The 16,755-nt window shown below is 67.0% G+C and carries 16 protein-coding genes; 10 read left to right on the plus strand and 6 right to left on the minus strand.

Annotated features, from left to right (window positions below; translation table 11 throughout):
* Positions 1–93: 93 nt before the first annotated feature.
* A complete protein-coding gene (locus tag EWM63_RS10030; RefSeq protein WP_130186387.1) occupies positions 94–1,584 on the minus strand; it encodes a tetratricopeptide repeat protein in 1,491 nt (496 codons plus the stop codon).
* A 271-nt stretch (positions 1,585–1,855) separates the two neighbouring features.
* Between EWM63_RS10030 and EWM63_RS10035 the strand changes: the two genes are divergently transcribed.
* Positions 1,856–2,449: an O-methyltransferase gene (locus EWM63_RS10035; RefSeq protein WP_130186388.1), complete on the plus strand. Its 594-nt coding sequence runs from the start codon at positions 1,856–1,858 to the stop codon at positions 2,447–2,449.
* Positions 2,450–2,455: 6 nt separating this feature from the next.
* Here EWM63_RS10035 and ligK read toward each other — a convergent pair whose 3' ends face one another.
* From ligK to EWM63_RS10050, 3 genes are read right to left on the minus strand one after another with little or no spacing between them, the layout of a single operon-like run.
* The gene (gene ligK / locus EWM63_RS10040; protein WP_130190304.1) at positions 2,456–3,139 is read right to left on the minus strand and encodes a 4-carboxy-4-hydroxy-2-oxoadipate aldolase/oxaloacetate decarboxylase; all 684 of its coding nucleotides are present in this window, start codon (positions 3,137–3,139) and stop codon (positions 2,456–2,458) included.
* A gap of 26 nt (positions 3,140–3,165) precedes the next feature.
* Complete coding sequence (locus tag EWM63_RS10045; protein WP_130190305.1) at positions 3,166–4,191, minus strand: amidohydrolase family protein; 1,026 nt, start codon at positions 4,189–4,191, stop codon at positions 3,166–3,168.
* A gap of 37 nt (positions 4,192–4,228) precedes the next feature.
* On the minus strand, positions 4,229–5,362 hold the full coding sequence (locus EWM63_RS10050; RefSeq protein ID WP_207221268.1) for a 4-oxalomesaconate tautomerase: 1,134 nt from the start codon (positions 5,360–5,362) through the stop codon (positions 4,229–4,231).
* Between the two features lie 90 nt (positions 5,363–5,452).
* Here EWM63_RS10050 and EWM63_RS10055 point away from each other — a divergent pair, with 90 nt between their 5' ends.
* From EWM63_RS10055 to EWM63_RS10080, 5 genes are all read left to right on the plus strand, one after another.
* Positions 5,453–6,688: a LysR family transcriptional regulator gene (locus tag EWM63_RS10055; RefSeq protein ID WP_130186389.1), complete on the plus strand. Its 1,236-nt coding sequence runs from the start codon at positions 5,453–5,455 to the stop codon at positions 6,686–6,688.
* A 303-nt stretch (positions 6,689–6,991) separates the two neighbouring features.
* A complete protein-coding gene (locus EWM63_RS10060) occupies positions 6,992–8,323 on the plus strand; it encodes an MFS transporter (protein ID WP_130186390.1) in 1,332 nt (443 codons plus the stop codon).
* A 66-nt stretch (positions 8,324–8,389) separates the two neighbouring features.
* Entirely contained in the window at positions 8,390–9,700 is a 1,311-nt protein-coding gene (locus tag EWM63_RS10065; RefSeq protein ID WP_130186391.1) for a gallate dioxygenase, read from the plus strand.
* A gap of 123 nt (positions 9,701–9,823) precedes the next feature.
* Positions 9,824–10,936 (plus strand): porin, encoded by a 1,113-nt coding sequence (locus EWM63_RS10070; RefSeq protein ID WP_130186392.1) that lies wholly within the window; start codon positions 9,824–9,826, stop codon positions 10,934–10,936.
* A 316-nt stretch (positions 10,937–11,252) separates the two neighbouring features.
* The gene (locus EWM63_RS10080) at positions 11,253–11,471 is read left to right on the plus strand and encodes a hypothetical protein (RefSeq protein ID WP_130186394.1); all 219 of its coding nucleotides are present in this window, start codon (positions 11,253–11,255) and stop codon (positions 11,469–11,471) included.
* Between the two features lie 6 nt (positions 11,472–11,477).
* On the opposite strand, the gene EWM63_RS10085 is transcribed toward EWM63_RS10080, so the two are convergent.
* A complete protein-coding gene (locus tag EWM63_RS10085) occupies positions 11,478–12,212 on the minus strand; it encodes a siderophore-interacting protein (protein WP_130186395.1) in 735 nt (244 codons plus the stop codon).
* A gap of 208 nt (positions 12,213–12,420) precedes the next feature.
* Here EWM63_RS10085 and EWM63_RS10090 point away from each other — a divergent pair, with 208 nt between their 5' ends.
* From EWM63_RS10090 to EWM63_RS10100, 3 genes are read left to right on the plus strand one after another with little or no spacing between them, the layout of a single operon-like run.
* A complete protein-coding gene (locus EWM63_RS10090; RefSeq protein WP_307720849.1) occupies positions 12,421–12,750 on the plus strand; it encodes an iron transporter in 330 nt (109 codons plus the stop codon).
* Positions 12,747–14,357, plus strand: coding sequence for a PepSY-associated TM helix domain-containing protein (locus tag EWM63_RS10095; RefSeq protein WP_130186396.1), 1,611 nt, complete (start codon positions 12,747–12,749; stop codon positions 14,355–14,357). Before EWM63_RS10090 ends, EWM63_RS10095 begins: the two co-directional genes overlap by 4 nt.
* Positions 14,354–14,725 (plus strand): DUF3325 domain-containing protein, encoded by a 372-nt coding sequence (locus tag EWM63_RS10100; RefSeq protein WP_130186397.1) that lies wholly within the window; start codon positions 14,354–14,356, stop codon positions 14,723–14,725. Before EWM63_RS10095 ends, EWM63_RS10100 begins: the two co-directional genes overlap by 4 nt.
* A 38-nt stretch (positions 14,726–14,763) precedes the next feature.
* Here the strand turns inward: EWM63_RS10100 and EWM63_RS10105 are convergent, their stop codons facing one another.
* Positions 14,764–15,222, minus strand: coding sequence for a MarR family winged helix-turn-helix transcriptional regulator (locus EWM63_RS10105; RefSeq protein WP_130186398.1), 459 nt, complete (start codon positions 15,220–15,222; stop codon positions 14,764–14,766).
* Positions 15,223–15,380: 158 nt separating this feature from the next.
* On the opposite strand from EWM63_RS10105, the gene EWM63_RS10110 reads away from it, so the two are divergent.
* Positions 15,381–16,625, plus strand: coding sequence for a DUF819 family protein (locus tag EWM63_RS10110; protein ID WP_130186399.1), 1,245 nt, complete (start codon positions 15,381–15,383; stop codon positions 16,623–16,625).
* Positions 16,626–16,755: the final 130 nt, after the last annotated feature.

Genomic DNA, 16,755 nt, shown 5'->3' on the forward strand with positions numbered 1-16,755 from the left:
TGGGGTTTTCCTGTCAGGGCAATGGTCGGGTCATTGTCCCGCAAGCCCGGCGGCCGTGTAAAGGCCGAGGCGATTTCGTAAGCCCTCTGCCCTTTACTCGGGCGCGATGACCGCCAGCAGGCCGGCCACGCCCGCCCCGCTGTCCTGCCGCAGCGTGCACGGCTCCAGCGCGCGTACCGCGAAGCCATGGCGGGCTGCGCACTCGCGCAGGTACGGGGCGCCATGCGCATAGCGGCCGGATGGGCGCAGCGCGTGCGTGCCCTCGTCCAGCGCCTCGACCGAGAACGCGAACAGGCCGCCGGGAGCAAGTGCCCGCCGCGCGGCACCGAACAGCGCATCGAGATCGCCGACATAGACCAGCACGTCGGCAGCGGCCAGCACTTGCCACTGGCGGTCGCCGGCCTGCAGGAACGGCACGATGTCGGCGCAGGCCAGTTCGTCGTAGACCGCCAGTGCGCGGGCCCGGGCCAGCATCGCGCGCGACAGGTCGACGCCGGCCAGGTGCCGCGCGAACGGCCGCAGCAGCGGGCCGCACAGGCCGGTGCCGCAACCGAGGTCCAGCACGTCGCGCAGGGTGCCTTCCGGCAGGTGCCGCGCCAGCAGCCGGACCAGCAGTTCCGGCGTGCGGTAGCGCAGTTCATCGACCAGGTGCCGTTCGAAGCGCGGCGCGTAGCTGTCGAACAGCGCCGCCACGTACTCCGGCGGCGATGCCGGCGGCGCGGTGCCGGTGCCCAGCGCGGCCAGCAGGTAGTCGACCGCGGCGGCATCGGCGCCCACTTTTTTCGCCTGCCGGTAAGCGATGACCGCCGCCTCGTGCCGGCCCAGCGCGCGCAGCGTGTTCGCCAGCCCCAGCTGCGCCCGCGCATAGCCGGGGCGCGCCGCCAGCGCCCGGTGCCAGCTGTCCAGCGCCGCTTCGGGCTGGCCGTCATGCAGCAGCAGCCCGGCCCGCCCGCACCAGGCTTCGGCATAGGCGGGCCGCAATTGCAGCGCGCGGTCGAAGCCCTGCAGCGCCCCGTCGGCGTCGCCGGTGGCCAGCAACGACACGGCGGCGCCATTGACCGCTTCCGGATAAGCGGGCCGGGCATCGAGCGCGGCCGCGAAGCCATCGAGCGCCTCGTCGTGCCGGCCCAGTTCCTGCAATGCCAGTGCGCGGTTGCACAGCGCCTCCGGATAGCGCGGCGACAGGGCCAGCGCGGCCGCGTAACCGTGCAGCGCCTCATCCAGGCGGCCCAGGCGGCGCAATGCATTGGCGCGGTTGCACAGCGCCAGCGGATACGCCGGCTGCAGCGCCAGCGCCCGCTCGTAGCTGGCCAGCGCGTCCTCGTCGCTGCCGGCATCCTGCTGTGCCGCGCCGTAGTTGCAGTGGGCGATCGCGCGCGTGCCGTCCAGCGCGATCGCGCGGCCGATCAGTTCGAGCGCCCGCTGCGCATGGCCGCGCTGGCGCGCGATCACGCCGGACAGGTGCAGCGCGTCGAAACTGGCCGGATCGCGTTCGAGGACTTGCGCATACAGCGCATCGGCTTCGGCCAGTTCGCCGCGCTGGTGGTGCGCGACAGCCTGGCGCAGGAGGGATTCATTGGTCATGCGGTATTAGACCGGGCAACAGGGGCGCAGGTCAAACTGTTGTCATATTCGCGCGGCACAATACGCCTGCTTCTGTGGAGAGGGGCAACACTGGCGGCGCAAGCTGTCACTACCGGCGCCGGCGGTCGGGAAATATACCGGCACCACATTCCTTCCGGTCGCGACAGCGGCCGGATGCCTGCAGGCCCGACATGGGCGGGCCTGCAGGCATCCGCGTGGCCATCCTTCCCCGACTTCTGGCAGCATGGCGGCACATCCCAAAGGAGCCCCCATGAACGCCGACCTGAACCTGCTGCTGGAAGAACTCGAACGATTCGGTGCCGAGAACGATGACGGCATCGGGCATGGCGATCCGGCCCGCGCGCAGCGCATGCTGAACATCACGCGCGATACGGGTGAGTTCCTGGCCGTGCTGGTGCGCGCCACGCGCGCCCGCGACATCCTCGAGATCGGCACGTCGAACGGTTACTCGACGCTGTGGCTGGCCGATGCCCTCGGCGCGGAGGACGGCAAGGTGACGACGGTGGAACTGCTCGACGCCAAGTATGCGATGGCGCAGGAGAACTTTGCACGCGCCGGCCTGCGTGAGCGGATCGATGCGTTCAATGCCGATGCCGGCGAAGTGCTGCGCGTGGCCGGCGATGCGGCCTATGACCTGGTGTTCCTCGATTCGGACCGCACGCAGTATGAAGGATGGTGGCCGCAGATCCGGCGCGTGCTGCGTCCGCGCGGCCTCCTGGTGGTCGACAACGCAGTCTCGCATGCGGAGGAGATGGAATCCTTCATGCAGGCCGTGCGGGACGACGGCTTCGCGTGCAGCCTGGTCCCCGTGGGCAAGGGAGAATTCCTCGCCACACGGGCCTGACCTGCTTCAGTCGATGTACTTCAGCCCCGCCGCGGCAAGCGGCTCACGCATCCTGTACATGTCCAGCCCCAGCACGCCGCTGGCCAGCTTCGCGCGCTTCTCGCCTTCGAGATCTTCGCGCTGTTGCGCCACCTGGGCCACGCGTGCGGCATCGGCGGCAGGCACGACGACAACGCCGTCTTCATCGGCCACGATCACGTCGCCCGGATTCACCAGCGCGCCCGCGCACAGCACGGGGATGTTGACGGAGCCAATCGTGGACTTGATGCAGCCCTTGGCACTGATGCATTTGCTCCACACGGGAAAGCCCATCTCGCGCAGGAACTTCACGTCGCGCACGCCGGCATCGATAACGAGCCCCTTCGCGCCGCGTGCGCAAAAACTGGTGGCCAGCAGGTCACCGAAGTAGCCGTCCGTGCACTCGGCCGTGATCGCGGCCACCACGATGTCGCCGGGCCGGATCTGCTCGGCCACCACGTGCAGCATCCAGTTGTCGCCGGGGTGCAGCAGCACGGTGACGGCGGTGCCCGTCGCTTCCGCGCCCTGCCAGATCGGGCGCATATAGGGTTTCAGCAGGCCCACGCGGCCCATCGCCTCGTGCACGGTGGCGCTGCCGAACTTCGACAATTGTTCGACGGCGGCCGGGTCGGCCCGTTCGATGTTGCGCTTCACGATGCCGAGCTGGTTCATCATTGGTGCGGTCATGCTCATTTCCCTTATCGTCCTTTTGCTGCCAGTTGCGCGTCCAGGCGCGGGAACACGCGGCGCGCATTGCCTTCGAAGATCGCCAGGCGCTCCTCGTCGGTGAGGTTCGCGGCCTGGATGTAGCGTTTCGTGTCGTCGTAGTAGTTCCCCGTTTCCGGGTCGATGCCGCGCACGGCGCCGATCATCTCGGAAGCGAACAGCACGTTCTTCACCGGAATCACCTTCGTCAGCAGGTCGATGCCCGGCTGGTGGTACACGCAGGTGTCGAAGAAAATATTGTTCAGCAGGTGTTCGGCCAGCGGTGGCTTTTTCATTTCCTGCGCCAGCCCGCGGAAGCGGCCCCAGTGGTACGGCACGGCGCCGCCACCGTGCGGGATCAGGAATTTCAGCGTCGGGAAATCCTTGAACAGGTCGCTGGTCAGGCATTGCATGAACGCCGTGGTGTCGGCATTCAGATAGTGCGCGCCGGTGGTATGGAAGCACGCGTTGCAGCTCGTGGAGACGTGGATCATCGCCGGGAGGTCGTATTCCACCATCTTTTCGTAGACCGGGTACCAGTGGCGGTCGGACAGGGGCGGCGCCGTCCAGTGTCCGCCCGAGGGGTCCGGATTCAGGTTCAGGCCCACGGCGCCATAGTCCTTCACGCATTTTTCCAGCTCGGCAATGCAGGTGGCCGGGTCCACACCGGGCGACTGCGGCAGCATCGCCGCCGTGGCGAAGTGGTCGGGGAACAGCTGCGCCACGCGGGCGCACAGCTCGTTGCAGATCGCGGCCCAGGTGGCACTCGTGTTGTAGTCGCCGATATGGTGTGCCATGAAGCTGGCGCGCGGCGAAAAGATCGTCAGGTCCGAACCCCGCTCCCTCATCAGGCGCAGCTGGTTGGTTTCGATCGTTTCGCGCAGCTCGTCGTCGGAGATCTTCAGGTCCGATACGCGTGGCCCCAGTTCCGGTGTGTTCAGGTTGGCGATCTGCTCGTTGCGCCAGTTTTCCAGCGCCTTCGGCGCCGTCGTGTAGTGGCCGTGGCAGTCGATGATCAGTGCTTGCTTCATGTCGTGTTCCTTTGATTATTCGGTATCAGCCCAGGTCGGGGACCAGGACCTCGCCGCGCATGATCGGACGGGCCGTGCGCAGCAGCGCGGCGCGGGTGACCTGCTGGCCGTCGACTTCCAGTTCGACGGAAAATTCGCCGGTCGGGTGTTCGACCGACACGGCTTTCGTGCGGCCGGCCGGCACGGCGGCAATGCCTTGCGTGATCGAGCCCTCCAGCACGCAGGCGGTAGCGACGGTGACGGCCGCCAGCACGCCGATCGCGTCGTGGCACACGTGCGGGATGAAGCAGCGCGTGGCGATCGCCCCGCCCTCCTTCGGCGCCGCCACGAGGCACATCTTCGGGTAGTTCTTCGCCTTCACGTCGCCCAGGCCCATCAGCGGGCCGCAGGTCAGGCGCAGCGCTTCGAGCTTTTCCTTCAGCGCCGCGTGGGCATTCAGTTCGGCGACGTTTTCCCGGCCGGTGATGCCGAAGTCCGCCGCGCGCACCAGCACCATCGGCATGCCGTTGTCGATCAGCGTGGCCTCGACGGTGCCCAGGCCTGGCACATCGATCCGGTCGCGGGCGCGACCGCTCGGCAGCAGCGACGGGCATACGGAACCAGCCGTTTCGAGGAAAGCGATGCTGACGGGGGCCGCGGTGCCCGGCACGCCGTCGATGCGCGCGGTGCCGGTGTATTGCAGGCGGCCCTCGGGCGTGGGCATGGTCACGTCGCACCGCATGCCGGTGTTCAGGGTAAGGATGCGCGCCGTCGTGAAACCTTCACCCATGCCGTGGCCGGTCGGCAGCAGGCCACGTTCCAGCGCGAACGGGAGAACGGCGGCCAGCATGTTGCCGCAGTTTGGCGTCACGTCCACCGTGTCGCCATCCGGCTGCAGCTGGGCAAACAGGAAATCGAGGTCCACGCCCGGCGTGGTACTGCGGCGTACGATGCCGACCTTGCTCGTCAGCGGATGCGCGCCGCCCAGGCCGTCGATCTGGCGCGGATCGGGCGACCCCATGGCGGCAAGCAGCAGCCTGTCGCGCTGCGCCGGATCGGCCGGCAGGTCGGACTCGACGAAGAACGGGCCGCGCGACGTGCCGCCCCGCATCAGCATGCAGGGCACGGCGCGCAGGTCGGAGGGAGCATGGTCCATGGCGGATGGGCGATTGGTGGTCATGCGGCCAGTATCCGTGCGGTCACCCTGGGCGTGGTTGCGTTGTACCCGGCGTTTTGTTCTAATTCTCTTATCGAATCATTTTCACCGCCCATGACAACTGTCAGCCTGCGCCACCTGCACGCGTTCTCCGTCGTTGCCGCCACTGGTGGCATTCGCCGCTCGTCCGATGCGCTGTTCCGGGCTTCGAGCGCCGTGGCGCGTTCCGTCACGGCGCTCGAAGCGAGCCTCGGCGTGCTGCTGTTCGAGCGCAAGGGCCGCGGCATGCTACTGACGGCGGCCGGCCACCTGGCAAAGCTGCGTGCCGACCGCATCGAAGGAGAATTACGCGACGTGCGCGACGACGCGGTGCGCATACGCAGGATGGGAGACAAAGGTGGAGTCAATGCGGGTGGCAACGTGGGCGGCATCGAGGCGCTGCTGAACGAGCGCCGCCTGCACGCCGCGGCGCTGCTGGCCGAGGTGCACCACATGCCCACGGTGGCCCGTGCGATGGGCACGTCGCAGTCGGCCGTCAGCCAGGCGATCGCGCGGCTGGAAGACATGCTGGGCCAGCCCCTGTTCCTGCGCACGGCGCACGGGATGGTGCCGACCGATGCGGGCCGCCGCTGGGTAGAGCGTTTCGAGCGGGTGCTGGCGGAATTGCGGCACATCCCCGAAGACATTGCCGCGCTGGCGGGCGTGGTGGAAGGCGTCGTCACCGTCGGCGCACTGCCGCTGGCGCGTTCGCAACTGCTGCCGGCAGCCATCGCGGCCGTGCTGCAGAAGCATCCGCGGCTGCGTATCCGCTCGCTCGAAAGCCCGTACGAGGAACTGACGGCCGGGCTGCTGTCGGGTCGCGTCGACTTCATCGTGGGTGCCCTGCGCCCTGGCGCCGGCGATGCGTTCGACGACCGCGTGCTGATCGAGGATCGCGTGGCGCTGGTGGCACGCAGCGGCCACCCGCTGGCCGGCAAGCGTCGCGTCGATGACGCCGACCTGGCCGGCTGGCCATGGGTGCTGTCGCGCGCCGGCACGCCACTGCGCGAATCGCTCGAAGCGTTTTTCCGCGAGCGGGGCGTGGCAACGCCACAACCCGCCGTCGAAACGGGCGACCTGGCCCTGCTGCGCGGGCTGCTGGTGGAAAGCGACATGCTTACCGTGCTTTCCGCGCACCAGCTGCACCATGAAATCGCGACAGGACAGCTGGCGGTGCTGCCCTATGACATGGCCGGACTCGAACGCCGCATTGGCCTGATCACCCGGCGCGGCGCCCACCTGTCGCCCGGCGCCAACGCGCTGCTGGCCGAGATCGACACCGCCAGTGCGCGCTGGCGTCAAAACCGGTGACAGACACTGGTTTTCTTGGAACGTTTCTTCAGAACCGGTGTCTGTCACGGTTTTTTTTGAAACATTTCCGGCGCTGGAGCCTGTTACCAACGCTTCCCATGCTTTACATTCCTTTACGTTTCATTCACAGGCCGATAAGCAGATTGCAACGCTGCGGCAGGTAATGGCAATACTTGCAGTGCCTCCAAAACGTACACTTGTTTGCAGTGGTGCCCCATATTTATGCGGAGCATCACGGGACACGCAATGCGCAGCCCCATGCGCCGTCCAGACCAAAACAGGTGTTTACCGACTGGAGACTTAATGAATACCGTACAATCGCTCGACGTTCGGGCTACCATCAACGGCCGCGGCATGAGCGGCTACCAGTGGCTGCTGCTGGTCCTCTGCTTTCTCATCGTGGCAACCGACGGCATGGACGTGGCCATCATGGGCTTCCTCGCGCCCGCCATCACGAAGGAATGGGGCATTTCGAAAGCGGCGTTCGGCGTGGTGATGAGCGCCGCGCCGATCGGCCTGGCCATCGGCGCACTGCTCGTCGGCCCGCTGTCGGACCGCTATGGCCGCAAGAAACTGCTGATGTCGTCGATTTTCTGGTTCGGCCTGTTCAGCCTGCTGTGTGGCTTCGCCACCGATGTCATTACCTTATCGGTGCTGCGTTTCCTGACCGGCCTGGGCCTGGGCGCGGCCATGCCGACGACGACCACGCTGCTGTCCGAATATCTGCCCGAGAAATCGCGCAGCACGCTGCTGGCCGTGATGTTTACGGGTTTTAATCTTGGTTCGGCGCTGGTGGGTTTTGGCGCCGCCGCGATCCTGCCCGACCATGGCTGGCGCACCGTGCTGATGGTGGGCGGCGCGATCCCGCTGGCCTGCCTGCCGTTCTACCTGTGGCTGGTGCCGGAATCTACGCAGTTCCTGGTGACGAAGAAGTTCCCCGCCGAGCGCATCGCCCGCACGCTGCGGCGGGTCTGCGGCAAAGATATTCCGCAAGCGGCCGCCTATACGAACAGCGAACAGGCCGTGAAGGAAGCGGCACCGGCCAGGGCGCTGCTGTCGCCGCAATTCAGGAAAACCACGCTGTCGCTGTGGGCCACGTATTTCATGGGCCTGCTGGTGATCTATCTGCTGAGCGGCTGGTTACCCACGCTGATCAAGGATGCCGGCCTGCCGATCGAGCGCGCTGCCAACATCACCGCGCTGTTCCAGCTGGGCGGCACCGTGGGCGCGCTGTTCGTCGGCTTCTTCATGGACCGCTGGGTGCCGAACAAGGTGATCGCCACCGCCTACATCGGTGGCGCCGCCTTCATCCTGATATTGGCATCGTCCAGCGTGGAATCGTCGCTGTTCGTCGTCTTCGTGCTGCTGGCAGGCTTCTGCATGAGCGGTGCACAGACCGGCATGAACGCGTTCGCACCGTCCTGCTACCCGACCGCGGTACGCGCCACCGGCGTGTCCTGGATGCTGGGCATCGGCCGCTTCGGCAGCATTTCCGGCTCCTTCCTGGGCGGCATGCTGCTGACGATGGGCTGGGGCTTCTCGTCCGTCATCTCGATCCTGGCGATTCCGGCGACCCTTGCCGCGATCGCGATCATCGCGGCCACGCTGGGCAGGAAACGCCAGGCCATCGCCTGACCCTATTGGCCTGACCTTATTGTCCCGACCCTCGCGGCCTGAACCACTGTAATGGAATGAACCACCATGGCTAACATCATCGGCGCGATCGCGTCTTCCCACACTCCCACGATCGGCTTCGCGCTCGACGCGAACAAGCAGCACGACGCCGTCTGGGCTCCGATCTTCAAGGCCTATGAACCGGTGCAGCAATGGCTGGCCGACAAGAAGCCCGACGTGCTGCTGATGATCTTCAACGATCACGTGACATCGTTCTTCTTCGACCACTACTCGGCGTTCGCGCTGGGCATCGGCAACGAATACAGGCCGGCCGACGAAGGCGGCGGCGCGCGCGACCTGCCGCCGATCGCCGGCCACACCGGGCTGGCGCAGCACATCGGCCAGTCGCTAATGGCCGACGAATTCGACATGTCGTTCTTCCAGGACAAGCCGCTCGATCACGGCTGCTTCTCGCCGCTGTCGATCATGTGGCCGCACGATGGCCAGGGGGCAGCCGGTGCGTGGCCCGGCAGCATCGTGCCGCTGCAGGTGGGCGTGCTGCAATTCCCCGTGCCGTCCGGCCGCCGCTGCTACAAGCTGGGCCAGGCACTGCGCCGCGCCATCGAAAGCTTCCCGGAAGACCTGGACGTGGCGATCGTGGCCACCGGCGGCCTGTCGCACCAGGTGCACGGCGAACGCGCGGGCTTCAACAACACCGCGTGGGACAGCCGCTTCCTCGACATGTTCGAAGCCGATCCTGAAGCGCTGCTGGACCTGACGCATGCCGACTTCGCCCGCCTGGGCGGCTGGGAAAGCGCCGAAGTGGTGATGTGGATGATCATGCGCGGCGCGATGGCCGGTAAGGTCAATTGCCTGCACCGCGAGTACTACCTGCCATCGATGACCGGCATCGCCGTGTCGATCTACGAGAACGCCGTTGCGGTGGACCCGGCGCTGCACCAGCGCGCGATCGAACGGCACCGCGAGCACATCGCGCACCAGACGAAGGGCGCCGAAGCGTTGGAAGGCACCTACCCGTTCACGCTGGAGACCAGCTCGCGCGCCTACCGCATCAACAAGTACCTGCACCAGCTGATCAAGCCCGAATTCCGTGCCCGCTTCAAGGAAGCGCCGGAAGCCACGTACGACGACGCGGGCCTCACGGCCATCGAGCGGCGGATGATCGCCGCGCGCGACTGGCAGGGCATGATCCGCTACGGCGTGATCTTCTTCCTGCTCGAGAAGCTGGGCGCCGCCGTCGGCGTCTCCAACCTGCACATCTACGCGGCGATGCGCGGCCAGTCGCTGGAGGATTTCCAGAAGACGCGCAACACGCAGGCGCTGTACTCGGTCGGCGGCTCCGCGAAGGACGCCGACTGGAACAAGCCGAAGTCCTGATTTTCCGAACGCGTGCCCGCGGCCCGCTCCCCTGATCCATGTGGTGCCGCCCCCCTTCCCGGCTGGGGCACGGCGCCGCTCATCCCTGCACAAACCACCATCCGATTCAATCGAGGAGACACCATGCAAAAAACCCTGATCGCCACCGCCATCGCCGCGTGTACGATGGCCGCCACGTTGCCGGCGCAGGCGCAGAGTTCCATTTCCCCGACGTCCATTTCCATTTACGGCCTGATCGACGGGGCCGTCGAGCACTACACGAACGCGGACGCGGCCGGCAACGGCGTCACGCGCAGCCCGAGCCTGGGCGGCGGCATGTTCCCGTCGCGCATCGGCTTCAAGGGGTCGGAAGACCTGGGCGGCGGCCTGAAAGCCATCTTCACGCTGGAAAACGGCTTCGCGCCCGATTCCGGCACCATCAACCAGGGTGGCCGGCTGTTCGGGCGCCAGGCGTGGGTGGGCCTGGCCGGCAGCTGGGGCCAGGTGACGATCGGCCGCAACTACAACATGCTGTACGTGTCGTCGTTCGACGTCGACGTGTTCGGCCCGTCACAGTATGGCCTGGGGGCGCTCGATCCGGCCGTGCCGAACGGCCGCAGCGACAATTCCATCGCCTACAAGGGCACGTTCAATGGCGTCACGCTCGGCGCCACGTACAGCCTGGGGCGCGACACGTCGTCCGCCGGCGGCGCCTCTGGCACCAACTGCGCCGGCGAATCCGCCACCGATGCGCAAGCGTGCCGCGAATGGTCGACGCTGCTGCGCTACGACCGCCCCACCTGGGCGGTGGTGGCCGCCTATGACCGGATCCACGGCAGCCCCACGGCCGCCAATGGCCTGAACACGAGCGACAAGACGGACAGCCGCCTGCACGTGGCGGGCCTGGTGAAGGGTGCGGACTGGAAGGTGGGCGGCGGCGTGCTGCTGCGCGATAACGAGGGTTCGGCCACGCAGCCGAAGAGCCGGCTGTACTACCTGGGCGCCGCGTACAACGTGAGCCCGCTGCTCGTGATCGATGGCCAGGTCGGCAAGCTCGATTACCGGGCCACCGGCAACGACACAAAGCAGGCGCTGCTCCGTGCCACCTACCTGCTGTCGACGCGCACCGCCGTGTACGTGGCCGGCGGCCGGATCGACAACGACGGCACCGCCGCCGTCGCCCTCTCCGCCGGCGGCACCGTCGGCGCCGGCATGGGCCAGACGGGCATCATCACCGGCATCAAGCACGCGTTCTGACCCGTTGCAAAAAAAACCGGTGACAGGGCTGGATGGTGGCATGCATGCCACCATTCGCTACGCAGGCGCGGAGCATGCTCCGCGAAACACCTGCTGCGCCACCGTTTTTCCTGGAACAGTCGTTCCCCAAGAACCGGTGTCTGTCACCGGTTTTCCTGGAACATTCTGTGTCACCGGTTTTCCGGGAATATTCCTGTATCGCCGAGTTGTCGGCGCGCGACTCAACAATCTCAAAAACTTAATGTACTTTCTGAAGTAAGCGTGCCAAGTCGTGGAATTGGTATGATGGCTGCAACCGGACAGAACGGAGGCTGCCATGAACGACACAGTCTACGACGAAGCCCGTGCCAATTGGCGCATGGCGCAATGCGTCGATACAGGGGTGAAGCTATCGCTGGCGGATGGCGTGACGCCAGCGCTGGAATTCATGCAGGAGTGCGGCGTACCGCGCGAGATCGCGATGCGGGTGCTGGGTGCGCCGTGCTTCGGGCGGCATCCGGCGCCAACGAATGCGCACGCTGAAGCCGCACGCTGAAGCGGCCTACAGATCCTCGTGGTGATCGGAAGCGCCCTGCTTCCAGTAGGCCGAGATCCGGCTGGCGGTGCGCGGGAATCCCTTTTCACCATGGACGACGTCGCGCACCCGCGCCGCGATCGCGGCCTCGCCGCCAAACCACACGAATGCATCGCCCCCGGGCAGCGGCATGGCGCGGATCGCTTCGACCAGCGCGGCGCCGTCGCTCACCTGCCACACGTCGAGCCGGGCGGCGCTCGTGAGAGGCACGTCGTCATCGTGCGCAACGATGACGATCGCACGCACGTCCGCCGGCAGCTCTTCCAGGCGGCGCCGGATCGCCGGCAGCGCGGTGGCGTCGCCAGCCAGCAGGTGCCAGCCATAGTCGGCCGGGATGATCATCGAGCCGCGCGGGCCGCCGATCGTGACGCGCTGGCCCACGGCCGCCTGTCGCGCCCACCCCGATGCCTTGCCGTCGCCATGCAGCGCGAATTCGATCGTCAGTTCGCGCGCGGCGTGATCGTAGCGGCGCGGCGTGTAATCGCGGCGCACCGGCTCGCCGGAAGGGTCGTCGAAGATGAATTTCACATGATCGTCGAATGACGCGGACACGAAGTCCGCCAGGTCTTCGCCGCGGAAGGTCACCGCCACGAAGTGCGCGCCGAGCGGCGCCACGTTCACCACCTCGACATCGCGCCGCTTCAGTTCGTGGCGCACGCGCCGTACCCGGCTCGCCGCCGCTTCGTTGACTGGACTATCCATCCTATCCATCCGATTCAATTAGTTGATAAAGTCCCCCATTCTGACGTCGATTGGTTGACCTGGTCAACTAAATTCAGCATGGATTCCGATCTTGCATATTCAGTTTAAGCTTGTCATAATTGAGAATAGTTCTCATTTGTATTCAGCGCAAGCCCCAAACCGATCCGCATGTCCGTCTCGCCGACATGCGCCACCTGACAAGCCAGCCATGCAAGTACAATCAACGATGGCGCCCGCCGCCAAACCCAGGAAGCCCGGCCCCGGCTGGCGTTACCTCACCGGCGTGGCCGTGCGCGCGCTGGCCGCGATCTTCGGCGGCTATGCGCTGTCGGCGGCGTGGGCGGCGGCGCTGGCGCTGACCTTGCCTACCGTGCGCGTGGAGGCGGCGCTGACGGCGACGATGACGGCGCTGGTGATCTATCCGTGCGCGGCGATGTGGTGCTTCGGCGCCCGCACGGCGCTGCGCGCGATTGCCGGGCTGGCGATTGCCGGCGCGCTGCCGGCCGCCATCCTGCTGCTGTCGAAGGGGGCCGCATGAAGGACGGCATCCGCCAGTCGATGGCATGGCTGCACACCTGGTCCGGCCTGCTGGTCGGCTGGGTGCTGTTCATGGTGTTCGCGGCCGGCACCGCCAGCTACTTCCGTGACGAGATCACGCTGTGGATGAAACCCGAGCTGCATGGCGTGGCGCATGCGGCGGTACCGCAGGCACTGGCCGTGGCCAATGCCGTCGCGACGCTGCAGGACAAGGCGCCGAAGTCGCAGCGCTGGTTCATCACGCTGCCGACCGAGCGCGAGCCGGGGCTGCGCGTCAGCTACAACGCCAAGCCGCCTCCGGGCGAAGGCGGTGGCCGGCGGCGCAACCTGAAGAGCCTCACGCTGGATCCGGCCACGGGTGCCGAACTGTCGGCACCACGCGAAACACGCGGCGGCGAATTCCTGTACCGCCTGCACTTCGACCTGCACTACATGCCGGCGATCTGGGGCCGCTGGATCGTGGGTTTCTGCGCCATGTTCATGCTGGTGGCGATCCTGTCGGGCATCGTCACGCACAAGCGCATCTTCAAGGACTTCTTCACGTTCCGCCCGAAGAAGGGCCAGCGCTCATGGCTGGACTTCCACAACGTGTCCGCCGTGCTGGCACTGCCCTACCACCTGATGATCACGTACACGGGCCTGCTGACGCTGATGTTCATGTACTTCCCGCAGGGCATACAGGCGGTGTACCAGGACAAGCAGGACACCTTCTTCTCCGAACTGTTCAACAGCCCACCGGCCGATGCCAAGGCGGCCCGCGTGCCTGCGCCGCTGGCACCGCTGGCACCGATGGTCGAGCAGGCGTCGCGCGCGTGGAACGGCGCACCGGTGGGCCGGGTCACCGTCGCCTTCCCGAACGATGCAAACGCCACCGTGTCGATCACGCAGCAGACCGGCCACGCCATCAGCTACGACGTGCCGACCATCGTGTTCGACGGCGTGACCGGCCGCGTGGTGTCCGCGCCATCGGCGCACAGCGGTGCCGCCAAGGATACCCGGGGCGTCATGTACGGCCTGCACGTGGCGCGCTTCAGCGACCCGTTCACGCGCTGGCTGTTCTTCACCTGCGGCCTGGCCGGCTGCCTGATGGTGGCCACGGGCCTGCTGCTGTGGGCCGTGAAGGAACGCCCGAAGCACCTGAAGGCCCATGCCGGCAAGACCGGCTTCAGCCTGCGCCTCGTCGATGGCCTGAACATCGCCGCCGTGGCCGGCCTGCCGCTGGCGATGGCCGTGTATTTCTGGGCGAACCGGCTGATCGAGACGGGCATCGCGCAGCGGCCGGAAGCGGAGATCCGCTGGTTCTTCACGGCCTGGGGCATCGCCGCCATTGCCGCGCTGGTGAAACCGGGGCGCCCGATGTGGCGGCTACAGCTGGCGCTCGGCGGCCTGGCATTCGCGCTGCTGCCGCTGCTGAACGGCGCCACCGGCGGCGCGCACCTCGGCACCAGCATCGCCCAGGGCATCTGGGCGGTGGCCGGCTTCGACGTCGTCACACTGCTGCTGGGTGCCTTCCTGCTGTACAGCAGCCATTACCTCGGCAAGGAAAAGGCCCCGAAAGCCGCCCGGGCCACGCCGAAAGAACCTGAACTCGCCGGGAGCAACGCATGAGTGCTGTCATTTTCTTCACCATCGCCGCGCTGGGGGCCGCCGCCGCCGGCTTCGGCGGGCTGGGCCTGGCCATGGACCGGCATTGGGAAGCCATCCACGGGCGCGGCAGTATGCCGGCCCCCACGCTGCGCCGCCTGCTCCAGCTGGGCGGCAGCGCCGCGCTGGCGATTTCCCTGTGGTGCTGCCTGGCGGTGCACGAGATGCACAATGCCGGCCAGGCGATCGTGCTGTGGTGCGGCGTGCTGTCGGTGGCGGCCTGGGGCTCGGTGGCCGTGATGACCTATGCGGCGCAGCATGCGCGGCATACCGCCGCCGCCGCCGCGGTCGTGGCGTGCGCCACGGCCACGCTGGCCCTGGTGTTACGCTGACCCTTGCTCCGGCCCTGCGCTGACCTTGCGCCGGCCCTTTACGCTTGCGTGTCGAAGGTGACGCGCACCTTCTCCAGCAACGCCAGCAACTGCCGGCGCTCCCCCTCGTCGAGCCCCGCCACCGCCACCTGCGCCAGGTGCTCGCCGCTGCGCTGCAGGGTACGGGCCAGCGCCTTGCCCGCCTCGGTCACGTGCAGCCGCGTGCTGCGGCGATCCGTTTCGTCCACCGTCGCCTCCAGCCATCCCTTGTCACGCAGGCCGCGCACCAGCCGCGCCAGCTGCGCCTTGTCGCGGCCGGAACGGGCAACCAGATCGCTCTGCGTGGCGCCGGGGTGACGGGCGAAATAGCCCAGCACCTTTGCTTCGATGTGCGTGACGTCGTGCGGCCCGGCACGCAGTTCGCGGTACTGCTGCGCGCGGTAGAGGTGCATGATTTCATGGATGGCGTCGAAGACGGCGCTGGCGCTGTCGGCGGGCTTGTCGCTGGAAGGTGCCATGGTGGTCGGAAGTTGTGGGCGCCCCGAGTATACCTTGCCGGGGCGCCTGTAGAATGCCGTTGCTCGCAGAGACAGTCCCACCGTCCAGCGCGCGGCGCCTTTGCCGGTGCCCTATCCGGGTGCCGCCGCCAAAGCCATGACAACCTGATAAAGATTCCATGCAGACCAGCCTTCCCCTCGTTACCAACGATGCCGTCGTGCTCGGCATACTCGCCACCATCCTCGGCCTCGTTTTCTGGACTTCGTCGCGCACCGACGGTGTCTGGAAAAAGATCTACACCTACGTGCCCGCGCTGTTGCTGTGCTACCTGATTCCGGCCATCCTCAACACGCTCGGCATCATCGACGGCAGTCATTCGAAGCTGTATCCGATGGCGCGCGACTACCTGCTGCCCGGCGCCCTGGTGCTGTTGTGCATCGCCACCGATTTCGGCGCCATCGTGCGGCTCGGCCCGAAGGCGCTGATCATGTTCCTCACCGGAACCGCCGGCATCATGCTGGGCGCGATCGTGTCGTTCGAAGCGATGCGCCTCATCCACCCGGAAACGGTGGCCGGCGAGACCTGGCGCGGCCTGACGACGATCACGGGTGCCTGGATCGGCGGCGGCGCCAACCAGGCGGCAATGAAGGAAGTGTTCGAGGTCGATGCCAACGTGTTCGGCCAGTTCGTCGCCGTCGACGTGCTGGTCGCCAACCTGTGGACGGCCGTGCTGCTGTTCCTGGCCGGGCGCGCCGATGCGTTCGACCGCTGGACCGGCGCCGACGTCACCGCGATCAACGCCGTCAAGGCCCGCATCGAACGCTACCAGGCCACGCATGCGCGCATTCCCTCGCTGGCCGACGTGATGATCGTCCTGGCCGTGGGCCTCGGCGTCTCCGGCCTGTCCCACGCGCTGACCGGCCCGGTGCTGCAATGGATCGGCAGCCTCCCGGCCGAATGGAACCTGAAGGACTACAGCCTCACGTCGGCCTTCTTCTGGATGGTCGTCTTCGCCACCACGTTCGGCCTGCTGCTCAGTTTTACCAGGGCGCGCAACCTCGAAGGCGCCGGCGCCTCGACGATCGGCTCGGCAATGGTGTACTTCCTCGTCGCGACGATCGGCATGCAGATGGACCTGTCCGCCCTGGTGGACCGGCCATGGCTGTTCCTGCTCGGCCTGATCTGGATCTGCGTGCATGGCGGCCTGCTGCTGCTGATGGCCAAGCTGATCCGCGCGCCGCTGTTCTTCATGGCGGTGGGATCGCAGGCCAACGTTGGCGGCGCCGCGTCCGCGCCCGTCGTGGCCAGTGCATTCCACCCGGCACTGGCGCCCGTCGGCGTGCTGCTCGCGGTGCTCGGCTACGCGCTCGGCACCTACTGTGCGTACATCACGGGGCTGGTGCTGCGCGCGCTGGCGACCTGAACGCGCAAGGGACCAGTTCGTCCAGCGGTGTCCCATAATGCCAGGCTCTGCCCCGGCTTTCGCCGTGTTTTTCAGGTGCGGCAGCCGCATGCGCATCACAGCCCGAGTCTGGTGGCGGCATCCTCGGCCG

The organism is Pseudoduganella lutea, from assembly GCF_004209755.1.
Taxonomy (GTDB): Bacteria; Pseudomonadota; Gammaproteobacteria; order Burkholderiales; family Burkholderiaceae_D; genus Rugamonas; species Rugamonas lutea.

What these genes read in the sequence shown, in the direction of transcription:
- EWM63_RS10065 (WP_130186391.1), top strand. Translation starts at nt 8,390, where the DNA reads ATGGCTAACATCATCGGCGCGATCGCGTCTTCCCACACTCCCACGATC.
- EWM63_RS10095 (WP_130186396.1), top strand. Translation starts at nt 12,747, where the DNA reads ATGAAGGACGGCATCCGCCAGTCGATGGCATGGCTGCACACCTGGTCC.
- EWM63_RS10110 (WP_130186399.1), top strand. Translation starts at nt 15,381, where the DNA reads ATGCAGACCAGCCTTCCCCTCGTTACCAACGATGCCGTCGTGCTCGGC.
- EWM63_RS10050 (WP_207221268.1), bottom strand. Translation starts at nt 5,362, where the DNA reads ATGACCACCAATCGCCCATCCGCCATGGACCATGCTCCCTCCGACCTG.
- EWM63_RS10085 (WP_130186395.1), bottom strand. Translation starts at nt 12,212, where the DNA reads ATGGATAGTCCAGTCAACGAAGCGGCGGCGAGCCGGGTACGGCGCGTG.
- ligK (WP_130190304.1), bottom strand. Translation starts at nt 3,139, where the DNA reads ATGAACCAGCTCGGCATCGTGAAGCGCAACATCGAACGGGCCGACCCG.
- EWM63_RS10035 (WP_130186388.1), top strand. Translation starts at nt 1,856, where the DNA reads ATGAACGCCGACCTGAACCTGCTGCTGGAAGAACTCGAACGATTCGGT.
- EWM63_RS10090 (WP_307720849.1), top strand. Translation starts at nt 12,421, where the DNA reads ATGCAAGTACAATCAACGATGGCGCCCGCCGCCAAACCCAGGAAGCCC.
- EWM63_RS10030 (WP_130186387.1), bottom strand. Translation starts at nt 1,584, where the DNA reads ATGACCAATGAATCCCTCCTGCGCCAGGCTGTCGCGCACCACCAGCGC.
- EWM63_RS10055 (WP_130186389.1), top strand. Translation starts at nt 5,453, where the DNA reads ATGACAACTGTCAGCCTGCGCCACCTGCACGCGTTCTCCGTCGTTGCC.
- EWM63_RS10070 (WP_130186392.1), top strand. Translation starts at nt 9,824, where the DNA reads ATGCAAAAAACCCTGATCGCCACCGCCATCGCCGCGTGTACGATGGCC.
- EWM63_RS10060 (WP_130186390.1), top strand. Translation starts at nt 6,992, where the DNA reads ATGAATACCGTACAATCGCTCGACGTTCGGGCTACCATCAACGGCCGC.
- EWM63_RS10100 (WP_130186397.1), top strand. Translation starts at nt 14,354, where the DNA reads ATGAGTGCTGTCATTTTCTTCACCATCGCCGCGCTGGGGGCCGCCGCC.
- EWM63_RS10080 (WP_130186394.1), top strand. Translation starts at nt 11,253, where the DNA reads ATGAACGACACAGTCTACGACGAAGCCCGTGCCAATTGGCGCATGGCG.
- EWM63_RS10105 (WP_130186398.1), bottom strand. Translation starts at nt 15,222, where the DNA reads ATGGCACCTTCCAGCGACAAGCCCGCCGACAGCGCCAGCGCCGTCTTC.